At 73.2% G+C, this 15,811-nt stretch carries 12 protein-coding genes; 5 read left to right on the top strand and 7 right to left on the bottom strand.

The window, feature by feature from the left end; genetic code table 11:
- From RNB18_RS45655 to RNB18_RS45640, 4 genes are all read right to left on the bottom strand, one after another.
- The gene (locus RNB18_RS45655; protein ID WP_311720050.1) at positions 1 to 4,695 is read right to left on the bottom strand and encodes a hypothetical protein; all 4,695 of its coding nucleotides are present in this window, start codon (positions 4,693 to 4,695) and stop codon (positions 1 to 3) included.
- A 37-nt stretch (positions 4,696 to 4,732) separates the two neighbouring features.
- A complete protein-coding gene (locus RNB18_RS45650) occupies positions 4,733 to 5,611 on the bottom strand; it encodes a hypothetical protein (RefSeq protein ID WP_311720049.1) in 879 nt (292 codons plus the stop codon).
- 31 nt (positions 5,612 to 5,642) lie between these two features.
- Positions 5,643 to 7,172 carry a hypothetical protein gene (locus tag RNB18_RS45645; protein WP_311720048.1) on the bottom strand — a complete coding sequence of 510 codons (1,530 nt, stop codon included), beginning with the start codon at positions 7,170 to 7,172 and terminating at the stop codon, positions 5,643 to 5,645.
- A gap of 132 nt (positions 7,173 to 7,304) precedes the next feature.
- A complete protein-coding gene (locus tag RNB18_RS45640; RefSeq protein WP_311720047.1) occupies positions 7,305 to 7,997 on the bottom strand; it encodes a GntR family transcriptional regulator in 693 nt (230 codons plus the stop codon).
- 131 nt (positions 7,998 to 8,128) lie between these two features.
- On the opposite strand from RNB18_RS45640, the gene RNB18_RS45635 reads away from it, so the two are divergent.
- From RNB18_RS45635 to RNB18_RS45615, 5 genes are read left to right on the top strand one after another with little or no spacing between them, the layout of a single operon-like run.
- A complete protein-coding gene (locus tag RNB18_RS45635) occupies positions 8,129 to 9,424 on the top strand; it encodes an MFS transporter (RefSeq protein ID WP_280856342.1) in 1,296 nt (431 codons plus the stop codon).
- Complete coding sequence (locus RNB18_RS45630) at positions 9,421 to 10,242, top strand: putative hydro-lyase (protein ID WP_311720046.1); 822 nt, start codon at positions 9,421 to 9,423, stop codon at positions 10,240 to 10,242. The genes RNB18_RS45635 and RNB18_RS45630 overlap by 4 nt, the downstream gene beginning before the upstream one ends.
- A gap of 20 nt (positions 10,243 to 10,262) precedes the next feature.
- Positions 10,263 to 11,021, top strand: a complete 759-nt coding sequence (locus RNB18_RS45625) for a LamB/YcsF family protein (RefSeq protein WP_311720045.1) — start codon at positions 10,263 to 10,265, stop codon at positions 11,019 to 11,021.
- A complete protein-coding gene (gene pxpB / locus RNB18_RS45620) occupies positions 11,018 to 11,629 on the top strand; it encodes a 5-oxoprolinase subunit PxpB (RefSeq protein WP_311720044.1) in 612 nt (203 codons plus the stop codon). Before RNB18_RS45625 ends, pxpB begins: the two co-directional genes overlap by 4 nt.
- The gene (locus tag RNB18_RS45615; protein WP_311720043.1) at positions 11,626 to 12,495 is read left to right on the top strand and encodes a 5-oxoprolinase subunit C family protein; all 870 of its coding nucleotides are present in this window, start codon (positions 11,626 to 11,628) and stop codon (positions 12,493 to 12,495) included. Before pxpB ends, RNB18_RS45615 begins: the two co-directional genes overlap by 4 nt.
- A 69-nt stretch (positions 12,496 to 12,564) precedes the next feature.
- On the opposite strand, the gene RNB18_RS45610 is transcribed toward RNB18_RS45615, so the two are convergent.
- The 3 genes from RNB18_RS45610 to RNB18_RS45600 are packed head-to-tail and all read right to left on the bottom strand — an operon-like array spanning position 12,565 to position 15,729.
- Positions 12,565 to 13,422, bottom strand: a complete 858-nt coding sequence (locus RNB18_RS45610; protein ID WP_311720042.1) for an SGNH/GDSL hydrolase family protein — start codon at positions 13,420 to 13,422, stop codon at positions 12,565 to 12,567.
- A gap of 13 nt (positions 13,423 to 13,435) precedes the next feature.
- The gene (locus tag RNB18_RS45605; RefSeq protein ID WP_311720041.1) at positions 13,436 to 14,599 is read right to left on the bottom strand and encodes a glycosyltransferase; all 1,164 of its coding nucleotides are present in this window, start codon (positions 14,597 to 14,599) and stop codon (positions 13,436 to 13,438) included.
- On the bottom strand, positions 14,596 to 15,729 hold the full coding sequence (locus tag RNB18_RS45600) for a glycosyltransferase family 4 protein (protein WP_311720040.1): 1,134 nt from the start codon (positions 15,727 to 15,729) through the stop codon (positions 14,596 to 14,598). The genes RNB18_RS45605 and RNB18_RS45600 overlap by 4 nt, the downstream gene beginning before the upstream one ends.
- Positions 15,730 to 15,811 lie beyond the last annotated feature (82 nt).

Raw genomic sequence — 15,811 nt, 5'->3', positions numbered from 1 at the left:
TTACGGAGTCGTCGGCGCCGGACGCTTGAACATCCGGGTCGCCGTGATCTCGCTGCGCACCGCCTCGCCCGCCTGAGGCCGCTGAGGCAGGCCCGGCCGGAGGTGTTCCTCCACGCTGATGTACTTCAGGCCGGCCCTGAGGTCCGCGTCGTTGCGCAGGCGGATGACCAGCGGGAACTCCGCGAGTGCAGTCGTATCGAACAGGCCTGTGGTGTACAGGAGTTGGACACCCAGCGCGTCCGACACCGCCCGCTGGAGCTCCAGCAGATACGTCGCGTTGGCGCGGCCGATCGGGTTGTCCAGGAACAGCGTCCCGGCGTGCCGGTGCTTGTCCCGGCCCCGGTCGTTGGAGCGCAGGGCCGCCATCGTGCAGTACAGCGCGATGGCCGCGGTGAGGAGCTGGCCGCCGGAGAACACGTCGCCCATCTGCCCGACGGGCACGCGCTCGGCGCGCAGCACGGCGTCCGGCTTGAGGATCTCCACGGCCACGCCCTTGGGCTGCAGCGCTGCCGCGACTCCCCGCAGCAGCAGGGACATTCCGTCCCGCCGCAGGTCGGAGTTCTTCTTCACCGCGGCCCGGGTCGCCTCGTCGATGACCTCGCCGAGCCGCTCGGTCAGCGTCGCCTGGTCGGGCTCCTCGAAGCGGATCCGCAGGAACTCCTGCCCGGACCACTCGCCGAGCCCCTCGGGCAGCCGGGACAGCCGCTGGGCCGACCTGAGCGTGGCCAGGGCGGACTCCACGAGCCCCCGCAGCCGGTCCACGATCGAGTCCCGGTTCCGCTCCAGCTGGACCAACTCGTCGGTCAGTACCCGGAGTCGGGGCGCGAAGGCGTCCGCCCACTTCTGTGCGTGCTCGGGCAGCGCGGACGCGGGCAGCTCACGGATCTGCTGCCGCGCGGGGGTACGCACCTGCTCGTAGCGCGTGGAGTTGGCGTGCCGGACGAGTACGTCGCTGGCCTCGCGCACGGCGGCCTCGGCGGCGGAGAGGTCGGCGGCGCAGCCACGCAGCGACCGGCGGGCCTCAGCGGCGGCCTGACGGGCCTCCTCGGGGCTGCCCGGGTACGGCTCCTGTTCCTCCTGCTCGTCCTCCATGGAGTGCTCGCGCAGCAGATCGCGGAGCATCGCGGCGATCTCGTCGAAGCCGCCCGCCGCGTCCTCGGCGGCCCGGTGGGAGCCGAGCAGTTCCGCGTGTGCCTCCCGGGCCTGCGCCAACGCCTCGGTGCGGGAGGCGAGTTCGGCGGTGGCCGTGCGCAACAGCGCCTGTGCGTGCTCGGCGTCGCGCGGCTCCAGCTCCGGCGACAGCTCGGTGTGCGCCTCACCGTCCTCGGGGGCGTGCCGCTCAGCCTCGCCGCGCAACCGCCCGAGCTGCTCACTCGCGGTCGACACACGGGTCTCCAGGAGCTGCACCAGCTCCTCCGCACGGGCAGCGGCGGCCTGCCGGGAGGGCCCGTCGGACCCGTCGGGCGACTGGAGCAACTGCGCCGCGCGCGTGCGGACCTTGTTGCTCAGCCGGTCCAGTTCGGCCAGGGCCGCGCTCTCGTCGCTCTCCGCCCGAGCCTGTTCGGCCCGCAGGTCGGCACCGACACCCACCTTCTCGTACAGCTGGGACGCGGCCCGATAGGCCTCGCGGAGCGCGGGCAGGGACGCCTTTGAGCCATCCGAAGCACTGTCCGGTACGTCGTCGGGGGCGCCCGCGATCTCGGCGCGCTCGGCGCGCAGCGCACGGGCGGTGCGACGGGCGTCGTCGGCGGCCCGCTGGGCACCGCGCCGGTCCTCGTCGGCGGCGCGGGCGCGCTCCAGACAGGTCTGGGCGCGGGCCTCCGACTCGATGGCCTCGTCGGCCAGTTCGCGCAGCTTGACCTGCCAGCCGGCCCGTTCGCGCAGTCGGTAGGCCAGTCCGGCGAGGGCGTCGGCGGCGCGCCGGGCCTTCTGTGCGGCCTCCTGTCGCTCGTCGCGCGTCTGCGCGGCCTCGGCGGCGGCTTCGTCGGCCTCGGCCCGCACGGTGCGCGCCTCGGCCAGTTCGGCCTCCGACTCCTCGGCGAACGCGCGTGTGTCCCGGGCGGCCTGCGCCAGCTCGACGAGTCGGCCGGCCGGACAGCCGGTACGCCAGGAGGCGAGCCGGGCGGACAGTTCACGGTCCTTGGCGAGGCGGGCCGCGAGCGACCGGATCTCCTCGTCCCGCTCACCGGCCCGCGCGCGCAGCGCCTGGCGCTCCTCGTCGGCGGCATGCTCGTCGTGCATGGCCGGGTTCGGCGGTACGAGGAAGACGTCCCCGCTGTCCGACTCGGGGGCCGGAGTGGGTGCGAGGAGGGCAGCCGCCGTACCCACGGCGACGGCGGACCGGGGAAGCAGTGCCGCGTCGTTCAGGACCTCGCGGGCGCGTGCGTGCGTGTCGGGGTCGGTGATGATCACGCCGTCGACCAGTTCGGGCCTGGCGGCCAGCACGCGCGCGTGGTCGACGGGATCGACGGCCTGGGCGAGATAGCGCCAGCCGGGCAGGGCGGGGATGCCGTTCTCACCGAGGAACTCGACCGTGGCCAGCACGTCCGGTCCCGGCGGCAGCAGCCCGCCGTCACCGAGCGCGCCGAGGATCCGTGAATCGTCGGCGGCGGCCGTACGCAGCTCGAAGAGCTGGCGTTCGGCGGAGGAGACGGAGTCGTCGAGCAGTTCCCGCAGTTCATCGGCGAAACGGTCGAGGTCCTCGGGGTTCAGACCGTCGTCGGCCAAAGCACCCGTGGAGCCTGCGTACGGGTCGGCGCCACGTCCGGCACCGGCACCCTCGCGCCCGGCCGCGCCGTTGGCCTTCGTGTCCTCGGCCGCCGTCCGCGGGCCGGGCACTCCCCCGAAGGCCCCGGACAGGCTCAGGATCTCCGCCAGCCGCTCCTCGCCGGCCAGCCCCTCGGCCAGCCGCCGCTCGGCCTCGTAGGACCGCGCGGCCGCGGTGGCCGCGTCCTCCGCGCGGGCGGCCGTGAGCTCCGCGCGGGATTCGGCCGAGGCTGCCTCGCGCGCGTGCTCGGCGGCTCGGTGTGAGGCCTCGCGGGCGGTGTCCCAGGCGGCGACCGCGCTCTTCTCGGCGTCGCTCGCGGCGAGGGCCGCGCGCGCGGGGTCGGCGTCGGGCGCGCTGTCGTCGAGCCAGCCCGCGCGGACCGCCTCGGCGGTCTCCTGCTCGACCTCGCTCAGCCGCTGGCGCAGATGCCCGATCTCGCTGCGGGCGCGCTGCGCCTCGGTCGCGGCCGAGGTGGAGTCCCGGTAAGCGGACTCGCCGACCTCCTGGAGAGCGGCGGACCTCTCCTCCTCCTCGTTGGCGAGGGCCTCGGCGCTCTGGGCGGCCGCGTGCAGGGCCCGTACGAGGTCGACGGCGGCCTTGGCCCGGGCGGCGAGCGCGGGGGCCGCGTCCCGCTCGGCCTCCTGGATGGCGGCGGCCACGCGCGCGATCCGGTCGGCTGCGGCACGGTGGCGCAGGACGGCCTCGGCGGCCTGCCAGGCGGAGTGCAGCGTGCGCGCTTCGGCGAGTTCGCGCTTCTGGGCGGCGGCCGACTTCTCGGCGGCGGCGAGCGCCAGGGAGGCGTGCCGGTAGGCGAGTTCGGCGGCGATCAGCGCACTGCGCTCCCGGCCGGACTCGGCGTGTGTGACGGCGTACGCGGCGGCGGTGACCCGCTGGGCGAGGTCGGTGGCCCGCACCCGCTCCTGGACGCCTCGCGCGGACAGCCGTCGGGCCAGTGTCCGGGTACGGCGTTCGGCGCCCGCGTGGATGTCGCGCGCGCGGGAGCGCGCCTCGGCGGCCTCGACGATCCGGCCCAGCAGGTCCACGGACCCTGCGGTGAAGTCCCGTTCGGCGATCAGTTCGGCGCGTCGCCCGAGCTTGTTGCCGAATCCGCCGACCAGGTCGGCGAGCCCGTCGGTGTCACGGGTGTCGGTCACGGCACGCAGCAGCAGGTCGGTGAAGTCGGAGTCCTTCTTCACCGCGAAGAGGCCGGCGGCCTCGCCCTCGTCGGCGTTCATCTCCCGCTGGTAGCGGAAGAGTTCGGGGTCCAGGCCGAGGTCGCCCAGGTGCTCGATCCACCGGTCGTGGATCTCCTCCCAGTGCACCTCCAGATGCGGATACGCCTTGCCCGCCTCGGTGATGGCGTCCCGGAAGCCCTTCATGGTCCGGCGACGGCCCTGTGCGGCCGACTGGCCCTCGGCGGGCGGCCGTACGGCGGTGGACTCGGCGACGGGCAGGTTGTCGAGGCTGAGCCCCGGTCCGGGCCGGAACGAGTACCAGGCCTCGGCGAACTTCCGCGGGTCGTTGGAGACCTGGCGCCCCCGCCACTCGCTCACCTTGCCGACGACGACACATTCGCCGGTGAGGGTGTGCTGCCACTCCAGGGCCACATGCCCGCAGTCGTCCGCCAGCAGGAACTTCCGCAGGACACCGGAGCTGGCACCGCCGAGCGTGTTCCGGTGGCCCGGCAGCATCACCGAGAAGATCAGCTTGAGCAGCACCGACTTGCCGCCGCCGTTCTCCAGAAAGAGCACGCCGGCCGGGGCGGGCCGGCGGGGCGGTCCGACGGGCTCCTCCTCGAAGAACTCCGCCTGGGTGGGCGCGGGGTCGGGCACTTCCGCGCCGACGCCGCGCAGGTCAAGCACGGTGTCGGCGTAGCGCGCACCGGCAGGACCGATGGAGTAGAGGCGGACCCGGGACAGCTCGTACATGGCGGACTCTCGTAAGTCTTCGGCAGGTCAGGGAAGTTCAGGAGTGGAACGGCAGCCCGGCATCGGCCGCCAGCTCCAGGTCGTCGCGGTCCTCGGCGGGCAGCAGGGTCGGCGTGCCGTCGGTGACCGGGACGACACCCAGCTCCAGGAGCTCGGCCATGCCGGCACTTCCGGCCATGTCCCGCACCTGGAGCTGGTAACGAGCCGTGGTCCGGTAGGTACCGCCGTTGTCGTCCCCGGTGCGCTGCAGGAACCCGGAGTCGGTGAGGAAGGCGGCGGCCTTGCCCACGATGCCGGTCGTGGACCCGGCGAGCCGGCGCGCGTCCTTGGTGGCACCGGCCGCGCTGCGTCTGGCCCAGATCCGCCAGGCCGCCTCGAGGCCCGGCGCGTCCGTGACCGGGTCGGTGTTCTCGCCGACCTCCTCGGCCCGCTCCTCCAGCCGTCGGCAGGCCTGCCGTACGAAGGCGTCGACGCCGTTGACCGAGACCCGCCCGATGTATCCGTCGTCGGCGAGGTCCTCGGGCCGGGGGAACGCCATGGCGGCCACGGCGAGATGGGCGAGGCCGTGCAGGAAGCGGTCCCCGCCGTCGGCGGACGTACGACGCGCGTAGTCCCCCATCCGGACGGCGAACACGGAGTCCTCGGCGGCGGTCACGGCCATGCCCGCGCGTGGGGACACTTCGAGGACGACCAGGCCGAGTCCGGCGGCGACGGCGTCGGCGAGCCGCGCGAACGAGGGGTCCTCCCGGTAGCGCCGCAGCAGTTCGGCGTACTCCTGGTCCCGCGCGGGCTGCAATTTGGGCTGCAGTCCGAAGGCGACGAGCCGAGCGGCGTCGGCGGCGTCGGCGGGGGTGACGGCGGCGGGCGCCGACGGGGTCGGGGCCTCCGTGTCGCTCCACTCGACATGCTCACTCACGGCTTGGGCTCCTTGTCACGCTCTTGCTCACTCATGCTGCTTCCGTCCGGTCCGCCGCCATCCCCACGGCGTCCAGCAGGGCTGTGCCGACGATGAGGTCGGCGCCACCGAAGTCCGGATCGTCCAGTTCCGTCCCGTCGTCCACCGCGAAGAGCAGCTTCTCCTCGCCCTGGCGGTAGGCGGTGCCGACGGCGGGGCTCGCCGCGTGGACCGCCAACAGGGCGACCAGGTAGGCCAGATCGAAGCCGCCGGTCCGGCGGGCCTCCGCGAGCAGTCCCGAGAGTCGTCGCGGGGCGTCGGCCGGCAGGTCCAGCAGCTCCTTCGCGGACGCGAGTTGCTCCTCGCTGAACCGGCTGTCGTCCGGCGTGGCGATGAGGTCCGGCTCCGGCATCTCCGCGCCCAGGTGCTCCCGCTCCATCGGCGGCGTCAGCAGTATGTCGACGAGATCGCCCACCCGGACCGACGCCGGTGTGCGCAGGCCGGTCCCGCGCGCGAAGTACGCGTCGGTGACCCGGGTGGCCTGCTCCAGCGGCAGCGGCAGCACCGGCGCGACGAGGTGGCCGTACAGATCGATCCCCGACGTCGTCATGGGCGTGGCGAAGGCCTGCCGGTCCTGTTCGGCGCGGAACAGCGGCCCCGCTTCGAGGAGTCGGGACTGGAGCTGGGTGTGGCGCCGGATGCAGTCCTTGACGATGTCCACGAGCTCGGCGGCCCGCCGCTTCTGCTCGGCATCCTCGGACTCGTCCCGCGCCTTGCGGATGTTGGTCAGGATCGCGTTCTCGTGGCGGTACCGGTCGGCGACGTGGTCGAGGGCCTCGGCGATCATGTCGGGCACGGAGTTGAGCCAGTCGACGGCCCGGACATTGCGGCGGGTGGCGTCCAGTGCCCTGCGCAGGGTCTCGGAGTACTGCACGGTCCGGTACCGGGCCTGCTCGGCGGCGAGCTGGGCGTCGGCGAGGCGGCCGCGGCTGATCAGCACCTCCAGCTTGACCTCGGCGGCGATCTGGGCGCTGGTGACGTCGGTGTCGAGGGCACCGACGAGGACGTTGACCGCTTCGTCGGTGGTCCGGAGGTACACCGAGCCGCCGGGCCCCGGCACCTCCTCGATCAGCTTGAAGTCGTAATCACGCCGGACATAGGTCCCGTCTGGTGCGAAAGTGCCGTAGACCGCGCGAAAACCGCGGTCGACGCTGCCGACGTTGATCAGGTTCTCCAGGACCCAGCGGGCCACGCGCTCATGCTCGGCGACGGGCCGCTGCGGGGCCTGGGCGGCGATGCGAGGGATGAGGCGGGCGACTATCTGATCGTGGTCGGCGCCGGTGTCGAAGTCCATGTTCAGGGTGACCAGGTCGATGGCGGAGAGGGCCACCTCCGCCATGCCGTACACCGAGTACTCACCCGCGAGGTTGGCCTTGCGGGTGTCGAGGTCGTGCAGCGGCGCGGTGCAGGCGAGCGCGCGCAGCCGCCGCGCCAGTCCCTCGTCGGCGGCCGGGCCCGGTGCGGGGCGCGGCCCCGCGCTGAACTGGGGCGGAACGCTGTCCGTCGTCGCAGGCGAAGTCACGGTGCACAGACTAGGTCCTCGGTCTGACAACTCCCCAAACGGCGCGGATCGCCTCCGGCGGTTGGACGGGGGACCACCGGTTGTGTTGCGTCGGCAGGCCGGTGGGGGCTTGTCGCGCAGTTCCCCGCGCCCCTACGGGGCGCTCACCCTGCGCAGGTAGACATCGACCACTCGTTCCAGCGAATCGCGCAGATACACCGCCAACAGCTTTTCGGCCTCACCCTTGTCACCCTCCTGTAGCGCCCCGAGGATCTGCTGGTTGCGGGCCAGGTACGGCTCGTGGAGGGCCTTGGGGTCGTCCGCGACGTGGAAGGCGAGCCGCAGTTCGGCGAAGACGCTGCGCATCAGTTCGTCGGTGCGGTCGCTGCCCGCGAGGGCGACGAGTTCCCGGTGGAAGTGGATGTTGGCCGTGCCCAGCGCTTTCCAGTCACCTTCGCGTACCGCCCGCTGCCCCTCCACGACAGCCTCGGCAAGCGCGTCCAGGGCATACGGAGGCTCGCCCAGCCCGCGGACGACGGCGCACTCCACGAGGGCGCGGGTCCGGTAGATGTCCTCCACGTCCTCGACGGCCAGGACCCGGACGAACACGCCTCGGTTCAACTCGTGGACGAGCAGGCGCTCGTGCGTGAGCAGGCGGAACGCCTCGCGCAGTGTGTTGCGGGACACACCCAGCGCCCCTCCGATGCTGTCCTCCGACAGCCGGGTCCCTGGCGGGAAATACCCCTCGGCGATGCGACTTCTGAGGATGTCCGAGACCCGCTCGGCCGTGCTCGTGCGGCCCAGGAGGGCACGGTCGTCGGCCAGTCCGCTCAGCTGCTCTGCCATGCCCGGAATTCAACCGCAGTCACGAGAACGAAACAACACGGGTATTGAAGGATCGTTGAACGATCCTCTACGGTGCTCTACACCGCACGGCTCAGCTCCGCATCCTCCGTCCCCCCTCCTGCGAGGTGCTCATGAGCACGACCCCGCCCCCACAGACCCTGACCGATGACCCCACAGCGACCGAACGCCCCGCGGAAGACGGGGCGTTGGGCTGGTTCCGCGCTCTCGGTCCGCGCGGCCGCCGCGCCTTCGCCGGCGCGTTCGGCGGCTATGCCCTCGACTCCTACGACTACTTCACGCTCCCGCTGAGCATGGTCGCGCTGGCCGCCTACTTCGGCCTGGACAGCGGCCAGACCGGTCTCTTCACCACCGTCACCCTGTTGGCCTCCGGCATCGGCGGAGCCCTGGCGGGGGTGCTGGCCGACCGGGCCGGCCGGGTCCGGGCGCTGATGATCACGGTGATCACGTACGCGATCTTCACCGTGGCCTGCGGCTTCGCGCCCAACTTCGAGTCACTGCTGGTCTTCCGCGCCCTCCAGGGCCTCGGGTTCGGCGGCGAATGGGCAGTGGGCGCGATCCTGGTCGCCGAGTACGCGAGCGCCAAGCACCGGGGCCGCACCCTGGGCGCGATCCAGAGCTCCTGGGCCGTGGGCTGGGCACTGGCCGCGATCGTGTACACGCTGGTCTTCTCGGTCTTCGACGCCGACACGGCCTGGCGCGTGATGTTCTGGACCGGCGCGCTGCCCGCACTGCTGGTCGTCTGGATGCGGCGCCAGGTCCAGGACGCCCCCGAGGCGATCGCGGTGCGCGAAAAAAGTGCCGGGAAGGGCTCGTTCGCAGCGATCTTCAAGCCCGACCTGCTGCGTACGACGATCTTCGCGGGGCTGCTGTCCACCGGCGTCCAGGGCGGCTACTACACGCTGGCCACCTGGGTACCGACGTACCTCAAGAGCGACCGCGGACTGTCGGTCGTCGGCACCGGCGGCTATCTGACGTTCCTGATCTCCGGCGCCTTCCTCGGCTATCTGACCGGCGGCTACCTCACCGACCGCCTGGGCCGGCGGCGCAACATCTGGCTCTTCGCCCTGCTGTCGGCCGTCTGCATCGTGGCGTACGGCAACATCCCCAGCGGAGCCGACACCTGGCTCCTGGTCCTCGGGTTCCCCCTCGGGTTCTGCATGTCGGCGATCTTCAGCGGCTTCGGGTCCTATCTGAGCGAGCTGTACCCGACGGCGGTGCGCGGTTCGGGACAGGGCTTCACGTACAACGCGGGCCGCGCGGTCGGTGCGGTCTTCCCCACCACCGTCGGCTTCCTCGCCGACAGCTGGGGCGTGGGCGGGGCGCTGGTCTTCGGCGCCATCGGCTACGGCATCGCCGCACTGGCCCTGCTCGGACTGCCGGAGACCCGTGGGAAGGAACTCGCGTGAACCGTACGGAAGACCGTCCCCTGACCCTCGTGGACGAGCACGCGCACGCGTGGAGCGCGGCCCAGGCGCGCACCCGCTTCCGCGCGGGCCTGACGGGCCCCACCGCCGGAGTCGCGGCCGGCCACACCCAGGTCAACCTCATCTCGGTGCCCGCCGACTGGGCGTACGACATGCTGCTGTTCTGCCAGCGCAACCCCAAGCCCTGCCCGGTCCTCGACGTCACGGACGCCGGTGACTGGACCACCGTCCTCGCGGAAGGCGCCGATCTGCGCACCGATCTCCCGCGCTACCGGGTGTGGGAGAACGGCGAGTTGGTGGACGAGCCGACGGACGTGCGCGCGCACTGGCGCGACGACCTCGTTTCGTTCCTGATCGGGTGCAGTTTCACCTTCGAGTGGGCACTTTCCGAGGCGGGCGTCCCGATCCGGCACATTGAGCAGGGCCGGAACGTTCCCATGTACGTGACCAGTCGACAGTGCCGTCCCGCGGGGCGGCTGCACGGCCCCATGGTGGTGTCCATGCGCCCGGTGCCGCCGCAACACCTGGCGGCCGCGCTGAGAGAGAGCAGTCTGCTCCCGGCGGTGCACGGAAGCCCCGTGCACTGCGGCGATCCCTCGGCGCTCGGCATCGACGACCTCGACCGTCCCGACTTCGGCGATCCGGTGGACGCCGAACCGGATGACATCCCGGTGTTCTGGGCCTGCGGAGTGACCCCGCAGGCCGCGGTGATGGCCTCGCGCCCGCCGTTCGCCCTCACGCACGCACCCGGCCAGATGTTCCTGACGGACGCCCGCGACGAGCAGTACCGAGTGGGCTGAGAAGGAGACGCGAAGCTTCCATGACGACGATCGATCTGAACGCCGACCTCGGCGAGGGCTTCGGCCGCTGGCAGCTGACCGACGACGAGCAACTGCTGTCCGTCGTCACCAGCGCCAACGTGGCCTGCGGGTTCCACGCCGGGGACGCGGCCACCATGCGGCGGGTGTGCGAGCTGGCGGCCGCGCGGGGGGTCCGGATCGGCGCCCAGGTCTCCTATCGGGACCTGGCGGGGTTCGGGCGGCGCGCGATGGACGTGCCGTCCGCCGAACTCACGGCCGAAGTGGCCTACCAGATCGGCGCCCTGGAGGTCTTCGCCCGGGCGGCGGGCGCGCGCGTGTCGTACGTCAAGCCGCACGGCGCGCTCTACAACCGAGTCGTCCACGACGAGGAGCAGGCCGCCGCGGTCGTCGACGGCGTGCTCCTCGCGGACGCCTCGCTGCCCGTGCTCGGCCTGCCCGGCTCACGCCTCCTGGAGGCAGCCGGCAAGGCGGGCCTGGAGGGCGTCACGGAGGCCTTCGCGGACCGCGCGTACACCGAGGGGGGCATGCTGGTCCCGCGCGGCCAGGAGGGCGCGGTGGTCACCGATCCGGAGGCGGTCGTGGCACGCTCGCTCGGCCTGGCCCGGGACCGCGTGATCACCACCCGCTCCGGCGCCCGCATCGAGGTCGAAGCACGTTCCCTGTGCCTGCACGGGGACACACCGGGCGCGGTGGAGCTGGCCCGCCGGGTCCGGGAGCGGCTGGAGACGTCGGGCGTCCGGGTGGAGGCCTTCGTATGAGGGCACTGCCGGTCGGAGACGCCGCCCTGCTCGTCGAGGTGTCCTCGGGCGACGAGGCACAGGCGCTGCACGCGGAGCTGGTGCGGCGCCGCGCGGAGGGCTCGCTGTCCGTCCGCGAGATCGTTCCCGCGGCCCGCACGGTCCTCCTCGACGGCCTCACCGACCCGGCCCGCCTGGCCGCCGAACTCACCGCCGCCGAGGTACCACCCGCTCGCCCACGCGCGCGTGAAGTCGTCGAACTCCCCGTGCGCTACGACGGCCCCGACCTGGCCGACGTGGCCGCGCACTGGGGTGTTTCCCCCGAGGAGGTGGCCCGCATCCACGCCGGCACCGAATTCACCGTCGCCTTCTGCGGATTCGCCCCCGGCTTCGGCTACCTCACCGGCCTGCCCGCCCGCTACGACGTCCCACGCCGGGCCACCCCTCGTACGGCCGTCCCGGCGGGCTCGGTGGCGCTCGCGGGCCCGTACACCGGCGTCTACCCGCGTTCGTCGCCGGGCGGCTGGCAGCTCATCGGGACCACGGACGCCGTGCTGTGGGACCACGCGCGCGTGCCGGCCGCGCTGCTGTCGCCGGGTACGCGGGTGCGCTTCGTGGGTGCGGCATGACGGACCGCGCCCTCTCCGTCGTCCGGTCCGGAGCCCTGACCACGGTCCAGGACCTGGGCCGCCCGGGCCACGCCCACCTCGGCGTGCCCCGCTCGGGTGCCCTCGACGGCCCCGCCGCGGCGCTCGCCAACCGGCTGGTCGGCAACCGCCCCGAGGCAGCCGTCCTGGAGACCACCCTCAACGGCTGTGCGGTACGCCCCCGTTCGACGGTCACCGTGGCCGTGACGGGCGCCCCCTGCCACGTATCGGTGGACGGCCGCCCGGCAGCCTGGGGCGCACCCGTACGCGTGCCGGCCGGAGCACTGCTGACCGTCGGCACAGCCGTCTCAGGACTGCGCAGCTACGTGGCCGTCTCCGGCGGAATCACCGTGGAGCCGGTCCTGGGCAGCCGCTCCACGGACCTTCTGTCGGGCCTGGGCCCGGCCCCCCTCACGGACGGCGCGGTACTGCCTCTCGGCACGCCGAACTCCCTCCACACACACGTGGACACGGCGCCGCAGCCGGCACCCCCCGCAGAACTGGTCCTGCGCGTCACGCCGGGCCCACGGGACGACTGGTTCACCCCGGAAGCGGTACGGGCCTTCACCTCCCGCACATTCCAGGTGTCCTCGGCGAGCAACCGCATCGGCCTGCGCACGGAGGGGCCCGCCCTGGAGCGGAGGCTCAAAGGCGAACTCCCCAGCGAGGGCATGGTCCTGGGCGCCGTCCAGGTCCCACCCGACGGCAGACCGGTGGTCTTCCTGGCCGACCACCCGACCACCGGCGGCTACCCGGTGATCGGAGTGGTCCGCCAGACAGACCTCCCGGCGGCAGCCCAGGCGGTACCGGGGACTCCGGTGCGCTTCATAGACGTACGTAGGCGCTAGATGCATTGCCCCTCAGGGACGCGGGGAACTGCGCGACCAGCCACGACGCGGCCGCACCCCCCGAACCGCTCAAGCCGCCTCCACCTGCTGCTCCCCCGACGCCACCGACAACGCGGCCAACGCCATGGAGACCGCGTGCGCGGCCCGCAGGTCAAGCCGCCCACTCGTCCCCCGCGCGCGGTGCCGCATCTCGTCCACGGCCAACGTCACCAACTGCGGCAGCAGATCCGTACACCGCCGCACCAGCCACCCGGTCCCCGCCGTGGCCAGCCACCACAGACTCGCCGACTTGGCGGGCGCGGGAAGCTCCGGCTCGGCCGAGGGCGCCGCTCCGGACGCGACTGCCCGCTCCACCAGCAACTCATGGAACCGCACGGCCAGTTGCCGGTGCCCTCGCTCGCTGGGGTGCAACCGGTCCGCGCTCCACATCGCACGCTCGGTGGTCCAGGCCCCCTCAGCGGCGTGCAGATGCAAGGCTCCGTAGCGCTCGGACAGGGCGTGCACCACGGCGTTCACCGCCCGCTGCCGGCGAGCCAGCGGCCGCGCCAACGCGCCGGGCAGACCGAGCATCGTGCCCGGGTCCGGCAGACACGCCGTGAGCAGCACCGCCCCCTGGGCGCGAAAGGCCGCGTAGATCGTGTCGAGCCGGGCGGCCACGGCGTGGATGTCGAAGGTGCAGCGCAGCGTGTCGTTGACGCCGACGACCACGGACACGACGTCCGGCCGCAGCGCGAGCCCCGCGGGCAGTTGCCGTTCCAGCACGTCCCGGGTCTGCGCTCCGCTCACCGCGAGGTTGGTGAAGTCCACGTCCGCCCGGGAGAGCCCGTCGGCGAGCAGCGCGGCCCAGCCGCGCCACGCGTCCCCCACCGGGTCCCCCACGCCCTCGGTGAGCGAGTCACCGAGGGCGACGAAGCGCAGGCCTCTCATGACGCGCCCCCGCTCATGCCACGCCTCCGGGCACGGAGCGCCGTAGGAAGACCTCCGCGTCGTGCGCGGCGAGGAACGCCCGCACCGCCGTGTCCCAGCCGAAGCACTCCGCACGCGCGCGTGCGTTCCCGCGGCGTTCGGCCTCGGAACGTTCGAGCAGCATGTCCACCGCGTCCGCGAAGGCCTCCCCCCGGTCGGCGGCGACGGCCCCGGCCGATCCGATGACCTCCGGCAGCGCGGAGGAGGCGCTCACCACCACCGGCGTACCGCACGCCATGGCCTCCAGCGCGGCGAGCCCGAAGGTCTCGGCCGGCCCGGGGGCCAGGCACACGTCGGCGGAGGCCTGGAGCGCACCGAGCAGCCCGCGGTCGGAGACGTGCCCGAGGAAGGTGACCGGCAGCCCGCGCTCCCGGGCCCGCTGCTCCAGGCGCGGCCGCAGCGGCCCGTCCCCGGCCACCACGAGCACCGCCCGCCGACCGCGCCGTACGAGCGCCTCCACGGCGTCCAGCGCGGTGCCGGGCCGCTTCTCCACGGACAGCCGGGTGCAGGTCACGAGGAACGTCTCGTCCTCGCGCGCGTAGCGGCCCCGCAGTCCCGCGTCGTGCAGCGCCGGGCGCCGCTCGACCAGATCGACACCAAGTGGGGCCCGTACCACGTTGCGCGCGCCGATCCGCACGAACTCCCGCTCGGCGAACTCGGTGGTGCACACCACGCGCGCGTACGTGTGCGCCGTACGGACGTTGAGGGCGTCGGCGGCACGCCGGGCCGCTCCCTCCGGCAGGCCCCAGGTACGGAGCACACCGTCGGCGGTCTCGTGGGAGACCATCACGGCGGGGACACGGGCGCGCCGGGCCCATTTGCCGGTCCACCTGAGGGTCGTACGGTCGCAGACCTCCAGGCGGTCGGGGGCGAGCTCCTCGAGGAGCCGGGCCACGCGCCGCTTGTCGGCGAGGACCCGGTAACCGCCGGTGCCGGGCAGCAGCGGGCCGGGCAGGGTGATGATCCGTCCCTGCTCGGTCAGGCGGTCGCTCGCGCGCTCGCCCGGCACGATGAGCACGGACTCGTGTCCGGCCGCCCGGTAGCCCTTGCCGAGCTCGCGCAGGGCGGTGCGCAGGCCGCCCGAGGCGGGAGCGACGAAGTTGGCGAGGCGGACGATCCGCAGCGACTGTCCGCTCATGCCGCCACCGCCGTCTTCCGGCCGGTGAGCACGGCGGCGTAGTGGCCGATCAGCTGATCGCCGACGGCCGCCCAGGTGCGCCCCTCGACCATGGCCCGCGCGGCGGCTCCGAACGAGGTGCGCGTCTCGGGGTCGGCGGCCAGGGACCGCACCGCGTCCCGTACGGCGGCCGGGTCGCGCGGCGGGACGAGGAACCCGGTGCGCCCGTGGGCGACCAGGTCCAGCGGTCCGCCGGCGGCGGGAGCGACGACGGGCACGCCGCTCGCCATGGCCTCCTGCACGGTCTGGCAGAAGGTCTCGAAGGGGCCGGTGTGCGCGAAGACGTCGAAGGAGGCGAAGATCCGGGCCAGTTCGTCGCCCATGCGGCGGCCCAGGAAGACCGCGCCGGGCAGGGCCTGCTCCAGGTTCGGCCGGCTCGGCCCGTCGCCGACCACGACGACCTTGACGCCCTCCAGACGGCACGTGTCGGCCAGCAGCTCGATGTGTTTCTCGGGCGCCAGCCGCCCGACGTAGCCGACGATCATCTCGCCGTTCGGGGCGAGCTGCCGACGCAGCGCCTCGTCGCGCAGGCCGGGGCGGAAGCGGACGGTGTCCACGCCCCGCGGCCACAGCTCGACCCGGGGCACGCCGTGCGCCTCGAGGTCGTGCAGGGACGCGCTGGACGGGGCGAGGGTGAGGTCGGCGGCGGCGTGGACGGAGCGGATACGGCGCCAGGCGGCGGCTTCTCCCGCGTGCACGTAGGTGCGGGCGTATCCGGCGAGGTCGGTCTGGTAGACGGCCACGGCGGGGATGCCGAGCCGGGCGGCGGCGGCCATGCCGCGGACGCCGAGGACGAAGGGGCTGGCCAGGTGGACGACGTCGGCACGGTGCTCGACGATCGCCGCGGCCACGCGCCTGCTGGGGAGGGCGACGCGGACCTGGGGGTAGCCCGGGAGGGGGAGGGAGGGGACACGGACGACGGGGCACGGCGCGAGGGTGTCCACGCCGTGCCCGGGACCGGACGCGGTGGCCGGCGCGACGACGAGCGGAAGGTGACCGCGATCTACGAGGTGCCGGGCGGTCTGGAGCGCGCAGTGGGCCACGCCGTTCACATCGGGGGGAAAGGATTCGGTCACTATGACGACACGCATACGGGTGTTCTCGCCGTACTGGACGTGGCCGCGTCAACGTGGATCTTTGCCGACGATGAACGTCCCGTGAGCGTTCCGCTGC

It is taken from the genome of Streptomyces doebereineriae (assembly GCF_031845645.1).
GTDB lineage: Bacteria > Actinomycetota > Actinomycetes > Streptomycetales > Streptomycetaceae > Streptomyces > Streptomyces canus.
The sequence above is the reverse complement of the archived record's forward strand: the minus strand, read 5'-3'. Positions and strand labels throughout refer to the sequence as shown.